The following is a 14,280-nucleotide window of genomic DNA, read 5'->3' as shown; positions in this document are numbered from 1 at the left end:
GCCCCCACCACCCACCCGGGTGCGGCCGTCGCCACGTCACACCGGCGACGGCCGCATCCGGCCATCCCCCCACGAGGAACCCCCGACATGCGCATCCGACCGCTCGCCGTCGCCCTCGCCCTCGCCGGGGCGGCCGTCCTCGGACCCGCCGCCCTCCCGGCCGTTGCCCACGGGGACAACGTCCAGCTCGACGTCACCGGCCAGGAGGGCGGCCACGTCACCACCGTGGCCACCTTCGAGAACGACCACGAACCGGTCGTCGAGGAGTTCGCCGGGACGCTCGCCGCCACCTCCGCGGACGGCCGCTCGGCCGGACCGTGGCGGCTGGTCGCCGTCCCCGGCCACCCCGGGTCCTACACCACCCGGGAGATCCTGCCCGCCGGTCACTGGCGGATCACCGTCGACTGCGCGTTCCCCTCCCTCGGCCACGGCGAGCGCGAACTGGACGTCGAGGCGGCGGCCATCGTCGACCCGGTGCTGCCGACCCCGCCGACGACCACCTCCGGGCCGACCGCGCCCGGGCCGAACTCCACGACCGCGCCCACGACCACGACCGCGCCCACGACCACGACCGCGCCCACGATCGCGCCGACCGGCACCGCCGCAGCGACGCCGACGGTCACCCCCGCGCCCACGCCCTCCGCCCAGAGCGCCGGAAAGCCCGTCACCTCGGCGGAGATCCCGCAGGACGAGAAGAGCGCCGGCACCTCCGAAGCGGCCACCTGGGCGGCCATCGGCACCGCCGCCGCGGCCGTCGTCGTGGTCGCCACCGGCTTCTGGCTGCGCCGCCGGTCCCGCCAGGCCTGATCCGCGACCCCACGGGACCGGTCGGAAGCCGACGGTGCGCGAGCGATCGGACGGCCGACGGAACCGGCCGCCCAGGCCCGGTCGTCCGTGCTGTCAACGGGCCGCCGAACGGAGGCGCCCGACCAGGCAAGGGAGCAACCGCGTATGAAGAAGGTCCTGATCACCGGTGGCGCGGGTTACATCGGCAGCACCGTGGCGTCCGCGCTGCTCGACCAGGGCATCACGCCCGTCATCCTCGACGACCTGTCCAAGGGCCGGGCGGAGTTCGTCGAGGGCCGGGTGTTCTACCAGGGCGACACCGCCGACGGTGCGCTGCTGGACCGGATCTTCGCGGAACACCCCGACATCGACGCCGCCCTGCACTGCGCCGCCCGGATCGTCGTGCCGGAGTCGGTCGCCAAGCCGCTCTTCTACTACCGTGAGAACGTCGCCAAGACCGTCGAACTGCTGGACTCCCTCCAGCGCAACGGCTGCACCCGGGTCGTCTTCAGCAGCTCCGCCTCCATCTACGCGCCCACCCCGGACGCCCGCGTGGACGAGACCTGCGCGGTCGACGCCAACAGCCCGTACGCGCGCACCAAGCAGATGATGGAGCACGTCCTCCAGGACTGGACCCGCGGTGACGGCGCCGAGGGGATCCGCGTCATCGCACTGCGGTACTTCAACCCGGTCGGCGCCGACCCGCAGCTGCGCACCGGCCTCCAGGACCTCAACCCCACCCACGCGCTGGGCAAGCTGATCGAGGCCCACACCAACGGCACGCCGTTCACCGTCACCGGCGTCGACTGGGCGACCCGCGACGGCTCCGGCATCCGCGACTACATCCACGTGCAGGACCTCGCGGACGCCCACGTCGCCGCCCTCACCCGCTTCGACGAGGTGGTCAAGCCCGCCGCCGACGACCGCTACCGGGTCATCAACGTCGGCACCGGCGAGGGCACCACCGTCCGCGAGCTGGTCACCGCCTTCGAGGAGGCCGTCGGCGCCAAGCTCGACGTCCGCGAGGCCGACCCGCGCCCCGGCGACGTCATCGGCTGCTACGCCGCCGTCGACACCGCCCGCGAGCTGCTCGGCTGGACGGCGCAGCGCACTATCGCCGAGGGCGTCACCGACGCCCTCGCCTGGCGCGCCAAGTGGGCCGCCCGCCTCGCCTCCGCCTGACCCGGCAGCTCGGTAGGGCCCCGGCCCCGGACCCCGTCACGGCGTCTCGTTCTCGTCTCGCAAGGCGTCGAAGGGAGAGCTGTAGTCGAAGCCCGGGGCCGTGTCCGGCGGCGGTCGGTGGGTGGGTTCCTGTCCGTCCTCACCACTGTCGACCTGCCGGTTTCCCGGCCGGCCCCCTGGTGCGCGGCGGCTGACGGCCCGGCGGGCCGGCCAGAAGGGCGCCCGCTCCCGCCGCGGGAACCGGACCTCGCCAGGCGGCGTCTTCCCGGCGGAGTCGAGTGACGGGAGTGGCGGGTGGGGAAGCAGACGGCGGGGGACGGGGCCGGGCCGGGCCGGTGGGGCTGGGCCAGGCGGGTCCTGGTCGGGCTCTGCGCGGTCGGGCTGACGGTGCCGGCCGCGCTGGCCGTGGTCCGGCTCGGCGGCTGGGACGACGGCACCTCGCTGGCCATGCCGATGGTGCTGCTGCCCTACGTCGCGGCGGGCACCCTGGTGGCGCTGGCCGTGCTGCTCGCGGTGCGCTCGTGGTGGGCGGCCGGGGTGGCCGGAGTACTCGCCGTACTCCAACTCTGCTGGCTGGTACCGAGGTTCGTTCCGGACGGCGGCTCGGTGGCGGCCGACGCGCCGCGGCTGAGGGTGGCTACCAGCAACACCTTCAAGGGCCAGGTCGACGCCGCCGCGCTGGTGAAGCTGGTGCGGGAGCAGCGGGTGGACGTGCTCGCGGTGGAGGAGTTCTGGGGCGCAGTGCCCGCCGCCCTGGACCGGGCCGGGATCGCCGGGCTGCTGCCCTACCGGCAGGCCCGGCCGGGCCGGGACACCGCGCTCTACTCCCGGCTGCCGCTCGCCCCGCTGGACGCCTCGGCGCCGGAGGCGGCCCGTGCCCAGGTGGCCGCCGACGTCGCGGTCGGCGAGCGGACGGTCCGGCTGACAGCCGTGCACACCTACTACCCGCTGGGCGATGCCGGGCGCTGGTCCCGGGACTTCGCCGGCCTGCGGGCGGCGGCCACCGGCGCCACCCGCAACGCCGTCTTCCTGGGCGACTTCAATGCGACCCTCGACCACGCCCCGATGCGCGAGCTGCTCGCCACCGGCCTCACCGACACCCACGCCGAACTGGGCCGCGGGGTCTCGCCCACCTGGCCGGAGGACAACGCCGGCTACCCTTACCTGCCGCCGGTGATCCAGATCGACCACGTGCTGCACGGAGACGCGCTGACGGCGGTGTCCGTCGCCGAGCACCGGCTGCCGGGGACGGACCACCGCGCCGTGGTCGCCGAACTCGCGGTGACCGGCTGACGTGACCGGCTGAGCCCTGAGGCCGGGGGCGCGCCGCCGCTCAGGCGCGGCCGGCGGCCTTCTGGGTGCGGCGGGCCAGCGAGTCGATGACCACCGCGGCCAGCAGCACCGCGCCGGTGACCATGAACTGGATGGCGTTGCTGAGGCCTTGGATGTTCATCCCGGACTGGATCGAGCCGATCACCAGCGCGCCGAGCAGGGCCGACCAGGTCGAGCCGCGTCCGCCGAACAGGCTGGTGCCGCCGATGACGGCCGCGGCGATGGCGTTCATCAGCAGGTTGCCGCCGCCGGAGGTCTGGCTGGCCGACTGGATCTGCGCGGCCAGGAAGAGGCCGCCGACCGCGGCCATGGTGGAGCAGATCGTGAACACGCTGATCCGGATCCCGGACACGTTGATGCCGGCGCGCCGGGCGCCCTCGATGTTGCCGCCGAGCGCGAAGACCTGCCGGCCGTAGGCGGTGCGGCGCAGCACGAAGTCCAGCACCACGATGAAGATCAGGAAGATCAGGAGCGCCAGCGGGAGCCCCTTGTACTGGTTGAGCGTGTAGGCGGCGAGAAAGGCGATGATCGCCAGCACCACGGTCCGCAGCGCGATGTCCGACACGGGACGGGACGGCACGCCCGCGGCCTGGCGGCGGCGCGCGTCGAACAACGAGGCCCCTACGAAGAGCAGGACGCCGATCGCCGCCGTGCCGTAGGCGGCGATCTGCTGCCCGTAGATCGTGCTGTAGAGCTTGGAGACGAAGTCGTTGCCGGGCAGGTTGACCGTGCCGTTGGTGCCGAGGATCTGCAGCATCAGGCCGTTCCAGCCGAGGTTACCGGCGAGGGTGACGACGAAGGCGGGGACGCCGACCTTGGCGAAGAAGACGCCCTGGATGCAGCCGACCACCGCACCGCCGACGAGGGCGGTGAGCAGCGCGAGGTACTGGTTGACGCCGTCGGTGACGCTCAGGACGGCGTAGATCGCCGCGCACAGTCCGCTGACCGAGCCGACCGAGAGGTCGATCTCGCCGAGCAGCAGCACGAAGACCACGCCGATCGCGATCATGCCGGTGCCGACGATCTGCTGGGACAGGTTGGAGAGGTTCTGGGCGGAGAGGAAGCTGCTGTTGAGACTGCCGAACACGGCCCAGATCACGATCAGGGCCAGCACCACCGGCAGTGACCCGAGTTCGCCGCTGCCGAGGCGGCGGCGGAACTCGCCGAGGTACCCCTTGATGCCCTCCTGGCGGACGATCAGTCGGGGGTCGATGGCCGGGGTGGCCTCGGGCGCCACCGGGACGGGCGCGTTGACGCCGCCCTTGGGCATGCTGTCCTCGGGCAGCGGGACGTGGTGGCGCTCGGGCTCGCCGCCCCCAGTGCCCCCGGGGAAGTTCTCGCTCACTGGGAATCCTCCTGGCCACGGGCCTTCCGGCGGGTCACGGCGTTGTCCGTGGCTCCGGTGATGGCCGAGATGATCTCTTCCTGGTTGGTGTAGCGCTTGTCGAAGACACCGTTGTTGCGGCCGAGGCGGAGCACCGCGACCGTGTCCGCGACGGCCATCACGTCGGCCATGTTGTGGCTGATGAGGATCACGCCGTGGTCCTGTTCGCGCAGCCGCTCGACCAGGTCGAGGACCTGGGCGGTCTGCTCGACGCCGAGGGCCGCGGTGGGTTCGTCCAGCATCACGATCTTCGGCGAGCCGATCAGCGCGCGGGCGATCGCGACCACCTGGCGCTGACCACCGGAGAGCGAGGCGACGGGGATCCGCACGCTGGGGATGCGGATGGACAGGGTGTCCAGCAGCGTGCGGGAGCGCTTCTCCATCGCGACCTCGTCGAGGATGGTGAAGCGCCGGATCTCGCGGCCGAGGAAGAGGTTCCCGACCACGTCGAGGTTGTCGCAGAGCGCGAGGTCCTGGTAGACGGTGGCGATGCCCAACTGCTGGGCGTCCTGCGGGCGGTGGATGGTGACCGGCTTGCCGTGCCACTCGATGACGCCCTCGTCGGGCTGGTGCACCCCGGCGATCGCCTTGACCAGGGTGGACTTGCCGGCGCCGTTGTCGCCGACCAGGGCCACCACCTCGCCGGAGTGCACCTCCAGTTCGATGTCGGTGAGCGCCTGGACGGCGCCGAACCGTTTGGAGACCCCGCGCAGGGCCAGTACGGTCTCACCTGCCACAGTGACCAACTCCCTTGCCCCGTCTCCGGTTCGGAGACGGGGCATGCTCGTGTCGGGGTAGCGTCGGAACTACTGGAGGCCGGCCGCGGTGCAGGCGGCGGCGTAGTCCGGCGTGCAGATCTGGGCGACGGTGTAGAGGCCGTCCTGGACCACGGTGGTCTTGATGTTGTCCTTGTTCACGACGACCGGCGTGATCAGGTTGGCCAGCGTCTTGTGGTTGCTGCCGTTGGTCGCCGTCGTCGGCACGACGGTGGGGTTGAGGGTCGCACCGCTGGCCAGGCTGACGGCCATCTCGGCGGCGGCGTCGGTCTCCGGCTTGAAGGGCTTGTAGATCGTCATGGTCTGGGTGCCGATCAGGATGCGCTGGATGGCGTCGAGCTGGGCGTCCTGACCGGTGAGCGGGACGTTGATCCCGGCCGCCTTCTGCGCGGTGGCGATACCGGCGGCCATGCCGTCGTTGGCGGAGTAGATGCCGACGACGTTGTTCGCACCGATCGCGGTGATGCCCGCGGCGGCCTCCTGGTTGGCGATGTTCGGGTCCCACTGGGGAGTGTCGTACTCCTTGCCGATCTTCAGCTTGCCGTCGATGGCGCTGTGCGCGCCGGCCTTGAAGTCGGCCGCGTTCGGGTCGGTGGGCGAGCCGTTGATCATGATGATCTGTCCGGCGCCGGCCTTGTCGCCCACCGCCGCCACCAGGGCCTGGCCCTGCAACTGGCCGACCTTGTGGTTGTCGAAGGACACGTACGTGTCGACCGGCCCCTGGGCCAGGCGGTCGTAGGAGACCACCTTGACGCCCGCGTCGTGGGCCTTCTGGACGGAGGACTGGATCGACTTGGAGTCCACCGGGTCCAGGATGAGGACCTTGTCGCCCTTGGTCAGGGCGGTGTCGACCTGGGTCTGCTGGGTCGTCGCGTCCTGGTTGGCGTTGTAGTAGTCGATCTGGGCGTTCGGGGCCAGTTCCTTGATCTTCTGCTCGATCAGCGGACGGTCGAACTGCTCGTAGCGCGTGGTCTTGGTCTCCGGCAGCAGCAGGCCGATCTTCACCGCCCCGGCTGCGGTCCCGCTCGCCGTTCCCGAGGACGTGGTGCCGGTCGACTGCTTGGCGCTGCCGCAGGACGCCAGGCCGGCCCCGACGGAAAGCACGGCGGCCACCGCGAGGGCGCGGCGAAGAGCGTTGGTCATGAGGATGCCTCTCCGGTTGAGTCCACCCCCGCATCCGAGTCTGTGAACACCGGGCCGCCACCACGATCCGGGCTGCGCCGAACGGGTCAGGAAGGGCACCCTGGACGGCCCCCCGGCCGCCGTGAGGCCCCCGGGGGCCTTCCTGTCGGGCGCTCGCGCTCGCCGCCTGGGTCGCGCCGCCGCGGCCGCCCCGGGGCTGAGCCGGGGGCGCCCGCGGTGCGACGCTCGGGCGCACTGCCGGCCAGAGGGGGCACGGGGAGTGGTCGGACGGTGGGCCGGGGCCCCTTGCGCCCGGCCACGACCGGGGTGCAGGGTCGAACTAGGGCGTCGATGGTCCTGTGCCGGACCCGGACCGGGATCACGGACCTGGCGCGGCCGGGCCCGTCCTTCGGCAGACGGCACGTGGAACCGACCCCGGTATCGGATCGGGAGTTCGTCATGTCTGTTCCAGCTGACTCGGTGCAAACCCCACCCGTGCGACCTTGCCCCAACTGCGGCCGTGACTGGGGCCAGGGCCTGGCGTGCCAGTTCTGCCGCCAGGTCGCGGGCCTTCCCCAGGGGGTTCCGCTCGCCACCCCGGCCCTGCGCTTCGGGGAGTACCTGCTGGAGGGAGTGCTCATCGTCGTCACGTTGGTCATCGGCTGGTTAATCTGGTCGCTCTTCGCCTTCGCCAATGGCCAGACGCCGGCCAAGCAGGTGCTCGGAATGCGCTGCGTGAAACTGCGTACGGAGCAGACCGCGACCTGGGGCACGATGTTCCTGCGCGAGGCGATCGCCAAACCGGTCATCGGCCTGCTCGCCTGGGTGACCTTCGGGATCGTCTACTTCTGGCTGCTCTGGGACCGCAACACCCAGCAGCTGTGGGACAAGATGGTCGACACGATCGTCGTCAAGGATCCGCAGGACGCGATGCGGCCCGCTGAGCAGAAGAGCGATGCGGAGGACTGGGCCTCCACGGCCGGGAGTCCGGCCGGCGAGTAGTTCGCGCGCGCTGTGACCGGGCGGGTCGGCGACTACGACACGGGGTGGCCGTGGTTCCGTGGACGGTCGGCTTGCTCAGCGGCCCTGCCGGGGGACTTTCCGCGACGGATTCTCCCGGTCGGGGGAAGCCGCAGGGGCGGTCGGCTCGTTGGTCAGGGTGTGGGAGACGAGGCGGGTGAGGGCGCCCGGCGGGCGCCGATGGTGTGGGCCTTCGCGGTGCGCGAGTCGGCCGGGGTGCTGGTCGCGGAGGCGATCGTGGAGGTCGGCGCGCGGCTGCACGGGGAGTTGGTGGTGGACGCCGTCGACAGCGGGTTCGTGCTCGCGGCCGGGGAGCCGCCGGCCACCACCGGGGTGGTCGAGGTGGGCGCGCAGCGGTTCGAGCGGCTGGTCCTGGTGGGTGGGCGGCAGGTGTGGGAGCCGGCCGCCGGGGTCGCGGTGTCGCCGGGCTGGCTGGCGGCCGCGGAGGGCCGGGGCGGCGTGGTGGTGATCGTGGTCCCGCCCGGCACCTGGCCGGCCGGCCTGATGAGCCTGGAGCCGCAGGAGCGGGTGGCGGCGTTCACCCGGAGCCTGGAGAAGGCGCGGGTGGCGGGCCGGCTGCTGCACGGGACGGTGACCATCGAGAGCCGTTGAAGGGCCGCGGCCGGTGCGCGGGGTTCACCCGGTCGGATCAGCGGCGCACCGCCCGCCGCGGCCCGGCCGCGACCGCCCGGAGGAGCGTCCGACCGGCCGTCCGGGGGCCGTCGGCGGGTCGGTGCAGGGGAGGGTGCCGGGGGCGGCGGGCCGGAGCACCGGGTGGTGCCGGGCGGCGGTTCCGCCGATGCGGTCGTAGCGTCGGGGGCATGACTGCCGAGGAGACGACGATGGTGGCGGTGGGGGTGCGCTCGGTGGCGGAGGTGTTCGCCGCCCTGGAGGCCGCGAACAGCCGCCGCCAGCCGTGGACGCGTTACGAGCACGGCGTCCTGGGCGCCTACCGCTGGGCGGTCGGCACCCAGGTGGGCGCCCCGGTGACCGCGTCGGCGGCCGTCGGCGCCGTCGGCCCGTGCCGGGCTCAGCTGCTGGCGGAGTTCCAGGCCGCCGCCGTCCAGATCCGCGCGGGCGCCGGGCGCGGGGTGGACGCCGACTACGCCCTGGGTGCGTACGGCGCGCTGGCCTGGCTCTGCGGCCACCACGAGGAGCTCCCGTAGGCGCGGCAAGCCCCGTGAGCACGGCAAGCCCTGCAGACACGGCAAGCCCCGTAGGCACGGCAAATCCCGCGGGCACGTAAACGCCGCCGGCCGGATGCCGGGGCACACCCGGTGGGCGGGAGACGCCCTACACCGCCCGGCGGTAGAACCAGACGCCCAGCGGGGCGAAGACCGCGACGATCCCGGCGTCCCAGGCGAGCGCCTCCCAGACCGCGGTGGACGCCGGGCCGCCGAGCACCAGGACGCGGACCGCCTCGGCGGTCTTGGACACCGGCTGGTGCTCGGCGAAGGCCTGGAGCCAGCCGGGCATGGTGCTCACCGGGACGAAGGCCGAGGAGGCGAACACCAGCGGCGCGAGGACGGGGAAGGCGGCGGCCTGGGCGGTCTCCGGATCGCCGACCGCCAGGCCGACCACCGCGAAGATCCACGACATCGCGAAGCCGAACGCCAGCACCAGCAGGACGCCGCCGAGGAACGCGGCCACGCCCGCGTGGATCCGGAAGCCCAGCGCGAAGCCGACGGCGGTCATCAGCGTCACCACGAACACGTTCCGCGCGAGGTCGGCCGTGGTGCGCCCGGACAGCACGGCCGACCTCGCCATCGGCAGCGAGCGGAACCGCTCCATCAGCCCGGTCTGCATGTCGGTCGCCAGGCCGATCGCCGTGTTCATCGACCCGAACACGGCGGTCTGCACGAAGATGCCCGGGATCAGGAAGTCCACGTAGCCGACGCCGGGCGGCAGCGCGGGGCCGACCACCCCGCCGAACACGTACCGGAACATCAGCACGAAGACCAGCGGCTGGATGGTGGAGAAGATCAGCAGCCGCGGCACCCGGCGCAGTGCGATCAGGTTGCGCCAGGCCACCGCGAGGCCGTCGCGCACCGGCGCGGCGATGCGGTCGCCGAGCTCACCGGCACGGGTGCCGAGCCGGCCGGCGTCGGTCACGGTCATGACGGGCCTCCGGGGGAAGCGGTGCCTTCGGCGGGCGCGGGTTCGGCGGCTACGGCCCCGGCGGCTACGGCCCCGGCGGGTACGGCCCCGGCGGCGGGCGCGGGGCCCTGCGTCCGGTGTCCGGTCAGGGCGAGGAAGACGTCGTCGAGGCTCGACTCGCGGACGGTCACCGTGTGCGGGACGAGGTCACCGGTGTCCAGCGAGTGCAGGACGTCGAGGAGCAGCCGCGACCCGTCCCGGGAGGCCAGTCGGAGCAGCGCCCCCTCGCGCTCGGGCGGCTCGCCGGTGCGGCCGGCGATGACGGCGGCCGCCCGGACGGCCCGGGCCTCGTCGCCCATCCCCAGCTCGATCACGGTGTTCCCGAGCCGCGTCTTCAGGACGGCGGGGGTGTCGTCGGCGATGATCCGGCCCTCGTTGACCACCACGATCCGGGTGGCGAGCCGGTCCGCCTCCTCCAGGTACTGGGTGGTGAGCAGGACGGTCGTGCCGTCGCGGACCAGTTCGCGGATCAGCTCCCACAGGGCGGTGCGGCTCTGCGGGTCGAGGCCGGTGGTCGGCTCGTCGAGGAAGAGCACCGGCGGCTCCGGCACGAGGGCCGCGGCGACGTCGAGCCGCCGCCGCATCCCGCCCGAGTAGGTGCGGACGGGGCGGTCGGCGGCCTCGGTGAGGTCGAAGCGGTCCAGCAGTTCGGCCGCGCGGGGGCGGAGGCGGGCGCGGGGGAGCTGGGTGAGGCGCCCGATCAGGCGCAGGTTCTCCCGCCCGGTGAGGTTGGGGTCGACGGCCGCGTACTGGCCGGCCAGCCCGATCAGCCGCCGCACGGTCGCCGCCTCCCGGACCACGTCGTGCCCGAGGACGACGGCGTGGCCGCCGCTCGGGCGCAGGATGGTGGTCAGGATCCGGATCGCCGTGGTCTTCCCCGCGCCGTTGGGCCCCAGCAGGCCGAACACGGTGCCGGCCGGGACCTCGAAGTCCACCCCGTCCAGGGCGGCCACCGGACCGAACCGCTTGGTGAGACCGACGACGCTGATGGCTGCCTGTCCCATGGGCACGTCCCCACTCGTGATGACGGTTGCCGCCGGGACCGGCCCGGCCGGATCTTCTTCCATTGTCGTCCTCCCCGCCGCCCGCGCAGCCCGCGCCCACGGCAGCGCATCCCGTGCCCACGACGGGCCCCGGTGCCGGGCCGGGGCCAGGAGCCGGGGCACGGCCGGGTCGCAGCCGGGGCCAGGAGCCCGGGCACGGCTGGGTCGCAGCCGGGGCCAGGAGCCCGGGCACGGCCGGGCTCGGGGCGAGCGTCGCCCTCCGTAGCGGCGGTGGCGGCGCGCGCTCCGGAGTCTGACGGCCCGTCAACTCCGTGCGGAGACCGTCTCCGGACGGGCCGGGGCGGGCGCGGGGGGCGCCGGCCGGTTGCGGCGGGTGAGGGCCGACAGGGCCGCTCCGGCCACCGTTCCGGCCAGCAGGACGACGGCGCAGACCGTGGCGGCGTGGCCGACGGCGTCCGTGAACGCCCGTGCCACGTCCAGCGGTTCAGGCCGGGGGAGGCGGCCGAGGCCGGATTCGAAGCGGGTGGTCATCAACGTGCCGAGGATGCTGGTGCCGAGCACCGCACCGACCTGGCGGGCGGCGTTGACCGTCCCGGCCGCCACGCCCTCCTTGCCGCGCGGCACCTGGCCGACGGCCAGCGCGGTGGACGGTGCGTTGGCCAGGCCGCAGCCGAGGCCGAAGACCACCAGTGCCGGGGCGTAGCCGCCGAAGGCGTCGGCTGCTCCGACGCCGGCGAAGAGTACGGCGCCGGCCGCCGCCAGCAGCAGCCCGGTGAAGATCAGCGGAGCCGCCCCGACCCGCCGTCCGAGGACCCCCGCCAGTGCCGAGGCCACGATGAACGTGCCGAACTCGGCGAGGAGTTGGACACCGACCTGGAGTGCGGTCAGCCCGCGCACCTGCTGGAGCCAGAGCACCTGGAGCAGGGAGAGGCCGACGAATCCGAACAGCACGGTGGCGGCCAGCAGCAGGGCGGCGCTGTACGAGGGGCTGCGCATCAGCCGGAGGTCGAGCAGCGGGTGGTCGCGGCGCAGTTCGACGACGGTGAAGCCGGCGAGCAGGACGGCCGCCGTGACGGCGGCGGCCAGCGGCCTGCCCGCGAGATAGCCGTGATGGCCGCCGTCGATCAGCCAGTAGATCAGCAGGGCCAGCCCGGCGGTGGCGAGGAACTGCCCGGGCCAGTCCAGCCGGCCGCCCTCGACCCGGGACTCCGGCACGCCCAGCAGGGCGGCGGCCGCGGCGAGTGCGGCGATCGCCGGGCCGAGCCAGAAGGCCGCGTGCCAGGTCGACCAGCGCAGTGCCAGTCCGGCGGTGACCGGCCCGAGCGCCAGGCCGAGGCCGGAGGCGGCGGCCCAGGCGGAGATCGCCCCGGCCCGGCGGCGCGGGTCCGGGAAGGCGTGGGTGACCAGGGCGAGCGAACTGGGGGTGATCAGCGCGCCGCCGAGGCCGGCGACCGCCTGCCCGGCGAGCACGGCGGCGAGGCTGTCGGCGGACACCAGGACCAGGCCGCCGGCGCCCATCGCGAGGGTGCCGATCAGGAAGATCCGCCGCCGCCCCCACCGGTCGGCGAAGGCGCCCGCGCCGAGCACCACGGACGCCACGACCAGGGTGTACATGCTCGGGATCCAGACCAGGTCGGCGGCGTCCAGGCCCAGGCCGGCGCGGACGGCGCCGAGGGTGCCGATGGTCTGGGTGGTCTGCATGAAGACGGTGAACAGGCCGAGGCAGGCGGCCAGCAGGACGGTCCCGCTGCGGTCAGTGCGCGGCATCGGGCACCTCCGGGGTGCGGGTCGCGGTGGTGCGGGGGAGAGTCACTGGGGGCTCCAGGGCGCCGACGGGTGAGGTGGTTTGAAATCGGGACTCACCCTAGCCTTAGAGCATTTGATAATCCAACCTTGCTGGTGGATGGCGTGAAATGGCGGCGGACGCCTCGTTCGGTCCGAGGCGCCCGCCGCCATGGCGGGAGGTGGAAGGGTCAGCCGGCCGTCGCACCCGGCCGTCGCACCCGTGGCTGGGGTGCAGGCGGGACGGTCGCTCAGGTCGCCGTCGCCGTCTGCTGGGCCGAGGTCGTCGTGCCCGTGGCCGTCGTCGTGCCCGTGACCGTGGTCGTCGCTGTAGCCGTCGCTGTCGCGGTGGTCGTCGTTGTAGCCGTAGCCGTAGCCGTAGCCGTCTTCGCGGTCGTCGTTGTCGTCGGCGCGGACGGTGTCACGGTCATCGTGGGCTTGCCGGACGACGTCGGTGGCGAGGACGACGAGGCGCCGGAGGAGGAGGCCGACTTCGAGCCGGTGCTCGCCGAGGACGACGGCCCGGACGGCGAGCCGGAGGAGGTGGAGGCCGAGCCGGAGCCCGAGGTGGAGCCCGAGGTGGTGGCCGAGGTCGAGGCCGAGGTGGAGCCCGAAGTGGTGGCCGAGGTTGAGGCCGAGGTGGACCCCGACACCGAGGCGGACGGCGTGGCAGGCTTCATCGGCGCGGCCGGCGGAATGCCCGGCGCCAGCTCCTTCGGCGGCTGGACCGGCCGGTCCTCCACCTTGACCTGTCCCGTCACCCGGGCGAACCAGCCGCCGGTGGAGACGTTCACCAGGATGAACTCGCTCACCGGCTGCGGCGCCGGCACCACGATGACCAGCGTGGACGGGTGGAAGCCCGCCCAGGAGGTGCCGGTGTACTTGGCGTCGGTCACCAGGGTCGGCGGCCCCAGCGGATTGCCGCAGGCGCACCGCACCCGGGGCACGCCCTGCGCGTCCACCAGGACGGAGGTGCCGGCCTGCAGGACGGACTGGTAGGCGACCGACGCACCGCCCTTGTAGGCGTGGTTGGTCACCCGGGTGTCCACCCGCAGGTAGGCCGAGGTCAGCGAGCGCAGATAGGCCGGAATATCGGCCTGGCTGATTCCCTGGGCCGACGCCCAGGCCCGTCCGGTGTCCCCGGTCGACGTCATCGAGATCAGCCGGTCGACGTCGCAGGCCGGTTTGGACATCGAGCCCGCGTACAGCCCGGCCGACGAACCCTGCACGCTGTGGATGCCGGTCGGCGAGGCCGCGGCGGTGGTCTTCGTGGTGCCGCTCGGGTTGGCGGGGGCGGCCGACGTCGGCTGCGGGGCGGTGACACCGGTGGTTTCCACCGACTGGGTGAACGGCGCCGGACCCTGGTCGGACGGCGTCTGCAGCGCCACCTCGTTGGCGGCCGGGATGGCGTCGCTTGCCCCGCCGTTCTTGCCGTTGCTGTTGACGATCAGCACCGTCGCCAGGACGGCCAGCGCGGCCGTGCCGGCGGCCAGTGCCAGCTTCCTGCCGGAGCGCCACCACGGCGTCGGACGCCCGCCGGACGGCCCGCCCGGTGCGCCGCCGGAAGGAGCGCCCGGGCCTGAGGGCCCGGACGGGGGAACGGACGGCGGGCCCGACGGCGGGCCCGAGGGCGGCCCGGAGAGCGGTCCGGACGGGGGGCCGGCGGGCGGTCCGGACGGGGGGCCGGACGGGGGCGGTTGGGAACTCATCGAGGCTCCGTTTCGCAGGCTGCCGG

13 protein-coding genes are annotated in these 14,280 nt (G+C 73.6%); 6 read left to right on the top strand and 7 right to left on the bottom strand.

The genetic code is table 11. The annotated features are described in order from the left end of the window. Nucleotides 1-87 precede the first annotated feature (87 nt). The 3 genes from C2142_RS02485 (at nucleotide 88) to C2142_RS02475 (ending at nucleotide 3,261) form a co-directional block, all read left to right on the top strand. Nucleotides 88-807, top strand: a complete 720-nt coding sequence (locus tag C2142_RS02485; protein WP_194235749.1) for a hypothetical protein — start codon at nucleotides 88-90, stop codon at nucleotides 805-807. Between the two features lie 144 nt (nucleotides 808-951). Further along, on the top strand, nucleotides 952-1,968 hold the full coding sequence (galE, locus tag C2142_RS02480) for a UDP-glucose 4-epimerase GalE (RefSeq protein ID WP_148640860.1): 1,017 nt from the start codon (nucleotides 952-954) through the stop codon (nucleotides 1,966-1,968). 294 nt (nucleotides 1,969-2,262) lie between these two features. After that, nucleotides 2,263-3,261: an endonuclease/exonuclease/phosphatase family protein gene (locus C2142_RS02475; RefSeq protein WP_241002328.1), complete on the top strand. Its 999-nt coding sequence runs from the start codon at nucleotides 2,263-2,265 to the stop codon at nucleotides 3,259-3,261. A 40-nt stretch (nucleotides 3,262-3,301) separates the two neighbouring features. Here the strand turns inward: C2142_RS02475 and C2142_RS02470 are convergent, their stop codons facing one another. The 3 genes from C2142_RS02470 to C2142_RS02460 form a co-directional block, all read right to left on the bottom strand. Then, nucleotides 3,302-4,570, bottom strand: coding sequence for a sugar ABC transporter permease (locus C2142_RS02470; RefSeq protein WP_148642133.1), 1,269 nt, complete (start codon nucleotides 4,568-4,570; stop codon nucleotides 3,302-3,304). A 71-nt stretch (nucleotides 4,571-4,641) separates the two neighbouring features. After that, nucleotides 4,642-5,430, bottom strand: coding sequence for an ATP-binding cassette domain-containing protein (locus C2142_RS02465; protein ID WP_148640859.1), 789 nt, complete (start codon nucleotides 5,428-5,430; stop codon nucleotides 4,642-4,644). Nucleotides 5,431-5,490: 60 nt separating this feature from the next. Then, nucleotides 5,491-6,603 carry a substrate-binding domain-containing protein gene (locus C2142_RS02460; RefSeq protein ID WP_148640858.1) on the bottom strand — a complete coding sequence of 371 codons (1,113 nt, stop codon included), beginning with the start codon at nucleotides 6,601-6,603 and terminating at the stop codon, nucleotides 5,491-5,493. A gap of 474 nt (nucleotides 6,604-7,077) precedes the next feature. Between C2142_RS02460 and C2142_RS02455 the strand changes: the two genes are divergently transcribed. From C2142_RS02455 to C2142_RS02445, 3 genes are all read left to right on the top strand, one after another. Continuing rightward, nucleotides 7,078-7,584, top strand: coding sequence for an RDD family protein (locus C2142_RS02455; RefSeq protein WP_162002390.1), 507 nt, complete (start codon nucleotides 7,078-7,080; stop codon nucleotides 7,582-7,584). A gap of 159 nt (nucleotides 7,585-7,743) precedes the next feature. Next, on the top strand, nucleotides 7,744-8,214 hold the full coding sequence (locus tag C2142_RS02450) for a hypothetical protein (protein ID WP_148640856.1): 471 nt from the start codon (nucleotides 7,744-7,746) through the stop codon (nucleotides 8,212-8,214). Nucleotides 8,215-8,423: 209 nt separating this feature from the next. Next, nucleotides 8,424-8,768 (top strand): hypothetical protein, encoded by a 345-nt coding sequence (locus C2142_RS02445; protein WP_148640855.1) that lies wholly within the window; start codon nucleotides 8,424-8,426, stop codon nucleotides 8,766-8,768. 127 nt (nucleotides 8,769-8,895) lie between these two features. Here the strand turns inward: C2142_RS02445 and C2142_RS02440 are convergent, their stop codons facing one another. The 4 genes from C2142_RS02440 to C2142_RS41395 form a co-directional block, all read right to left on the bottom strand. Further along, nucleotides 8,896-9,720, bottom strand: a complete 825-nt coding sequence (locus tag C2142_RS02440; RefSeq protein WP_148640854.1) for an ABC transporter permease — start codon at nucleotides 9,718-9,720, stop codon at nucleotides 8,896-8,898. After that, on the bottom strand, nucleotides 9,717-10,763 hold the full coding sequence (locus C2142_RS02435) for an ATP-binding cassette domain-containing protein (RefSeq protein ID WP_148640853.1): 1,047 nt from the start codon (nucleotides 10,761-10,763) through the stop codon (nucleotides 9,717-9,719). The genes C2142_RS02440 and C2142_RS02435 overlap by 4 nt, the downstream gene beginning before the upstream one ends. 303 nt (nucleotides 10,764-11,066) lie before the next feature. Then, entirely contained in the window at nucleotides 11,067-12,530 is a 1,464-nt protein-coding gene (locus C2142_RS02430) for an MFS transporter (protein ID WP_148640852.1), read from the bottom strand. Between the two features lie 266 nt (nucleotides 12,531-12,796). Continuing rightward, on the bottom strand, nucleotides 12,797-14,254 hold the full coding sequence (locus C2142_RS41395) for a DUF6777 domain-containing protein (RefSeq protein WP_162600478.1): 1,458 nt from the start codon (nucleotides 14,252-14,254) through the stop codon (nucleotides 12,797-12,799). Nucleotides 14,255-14,280 lie beyond the last annotated feature (26 nt).

This window comes from Streptomyces sp. CB01881 (assembly GCF_002953255.1).
Classification (GTDB): domain Bacteria; phylum Actinomycetota; class Actinomycetes; order Streptomycetales; family Streptomycetaceae; genus Kitasatospora.
The sequence above is the reverse complement of the archived record's forward strand: the minus strand, read 5'-3'. Positions and strand labels throughout refer to the sequence as shown.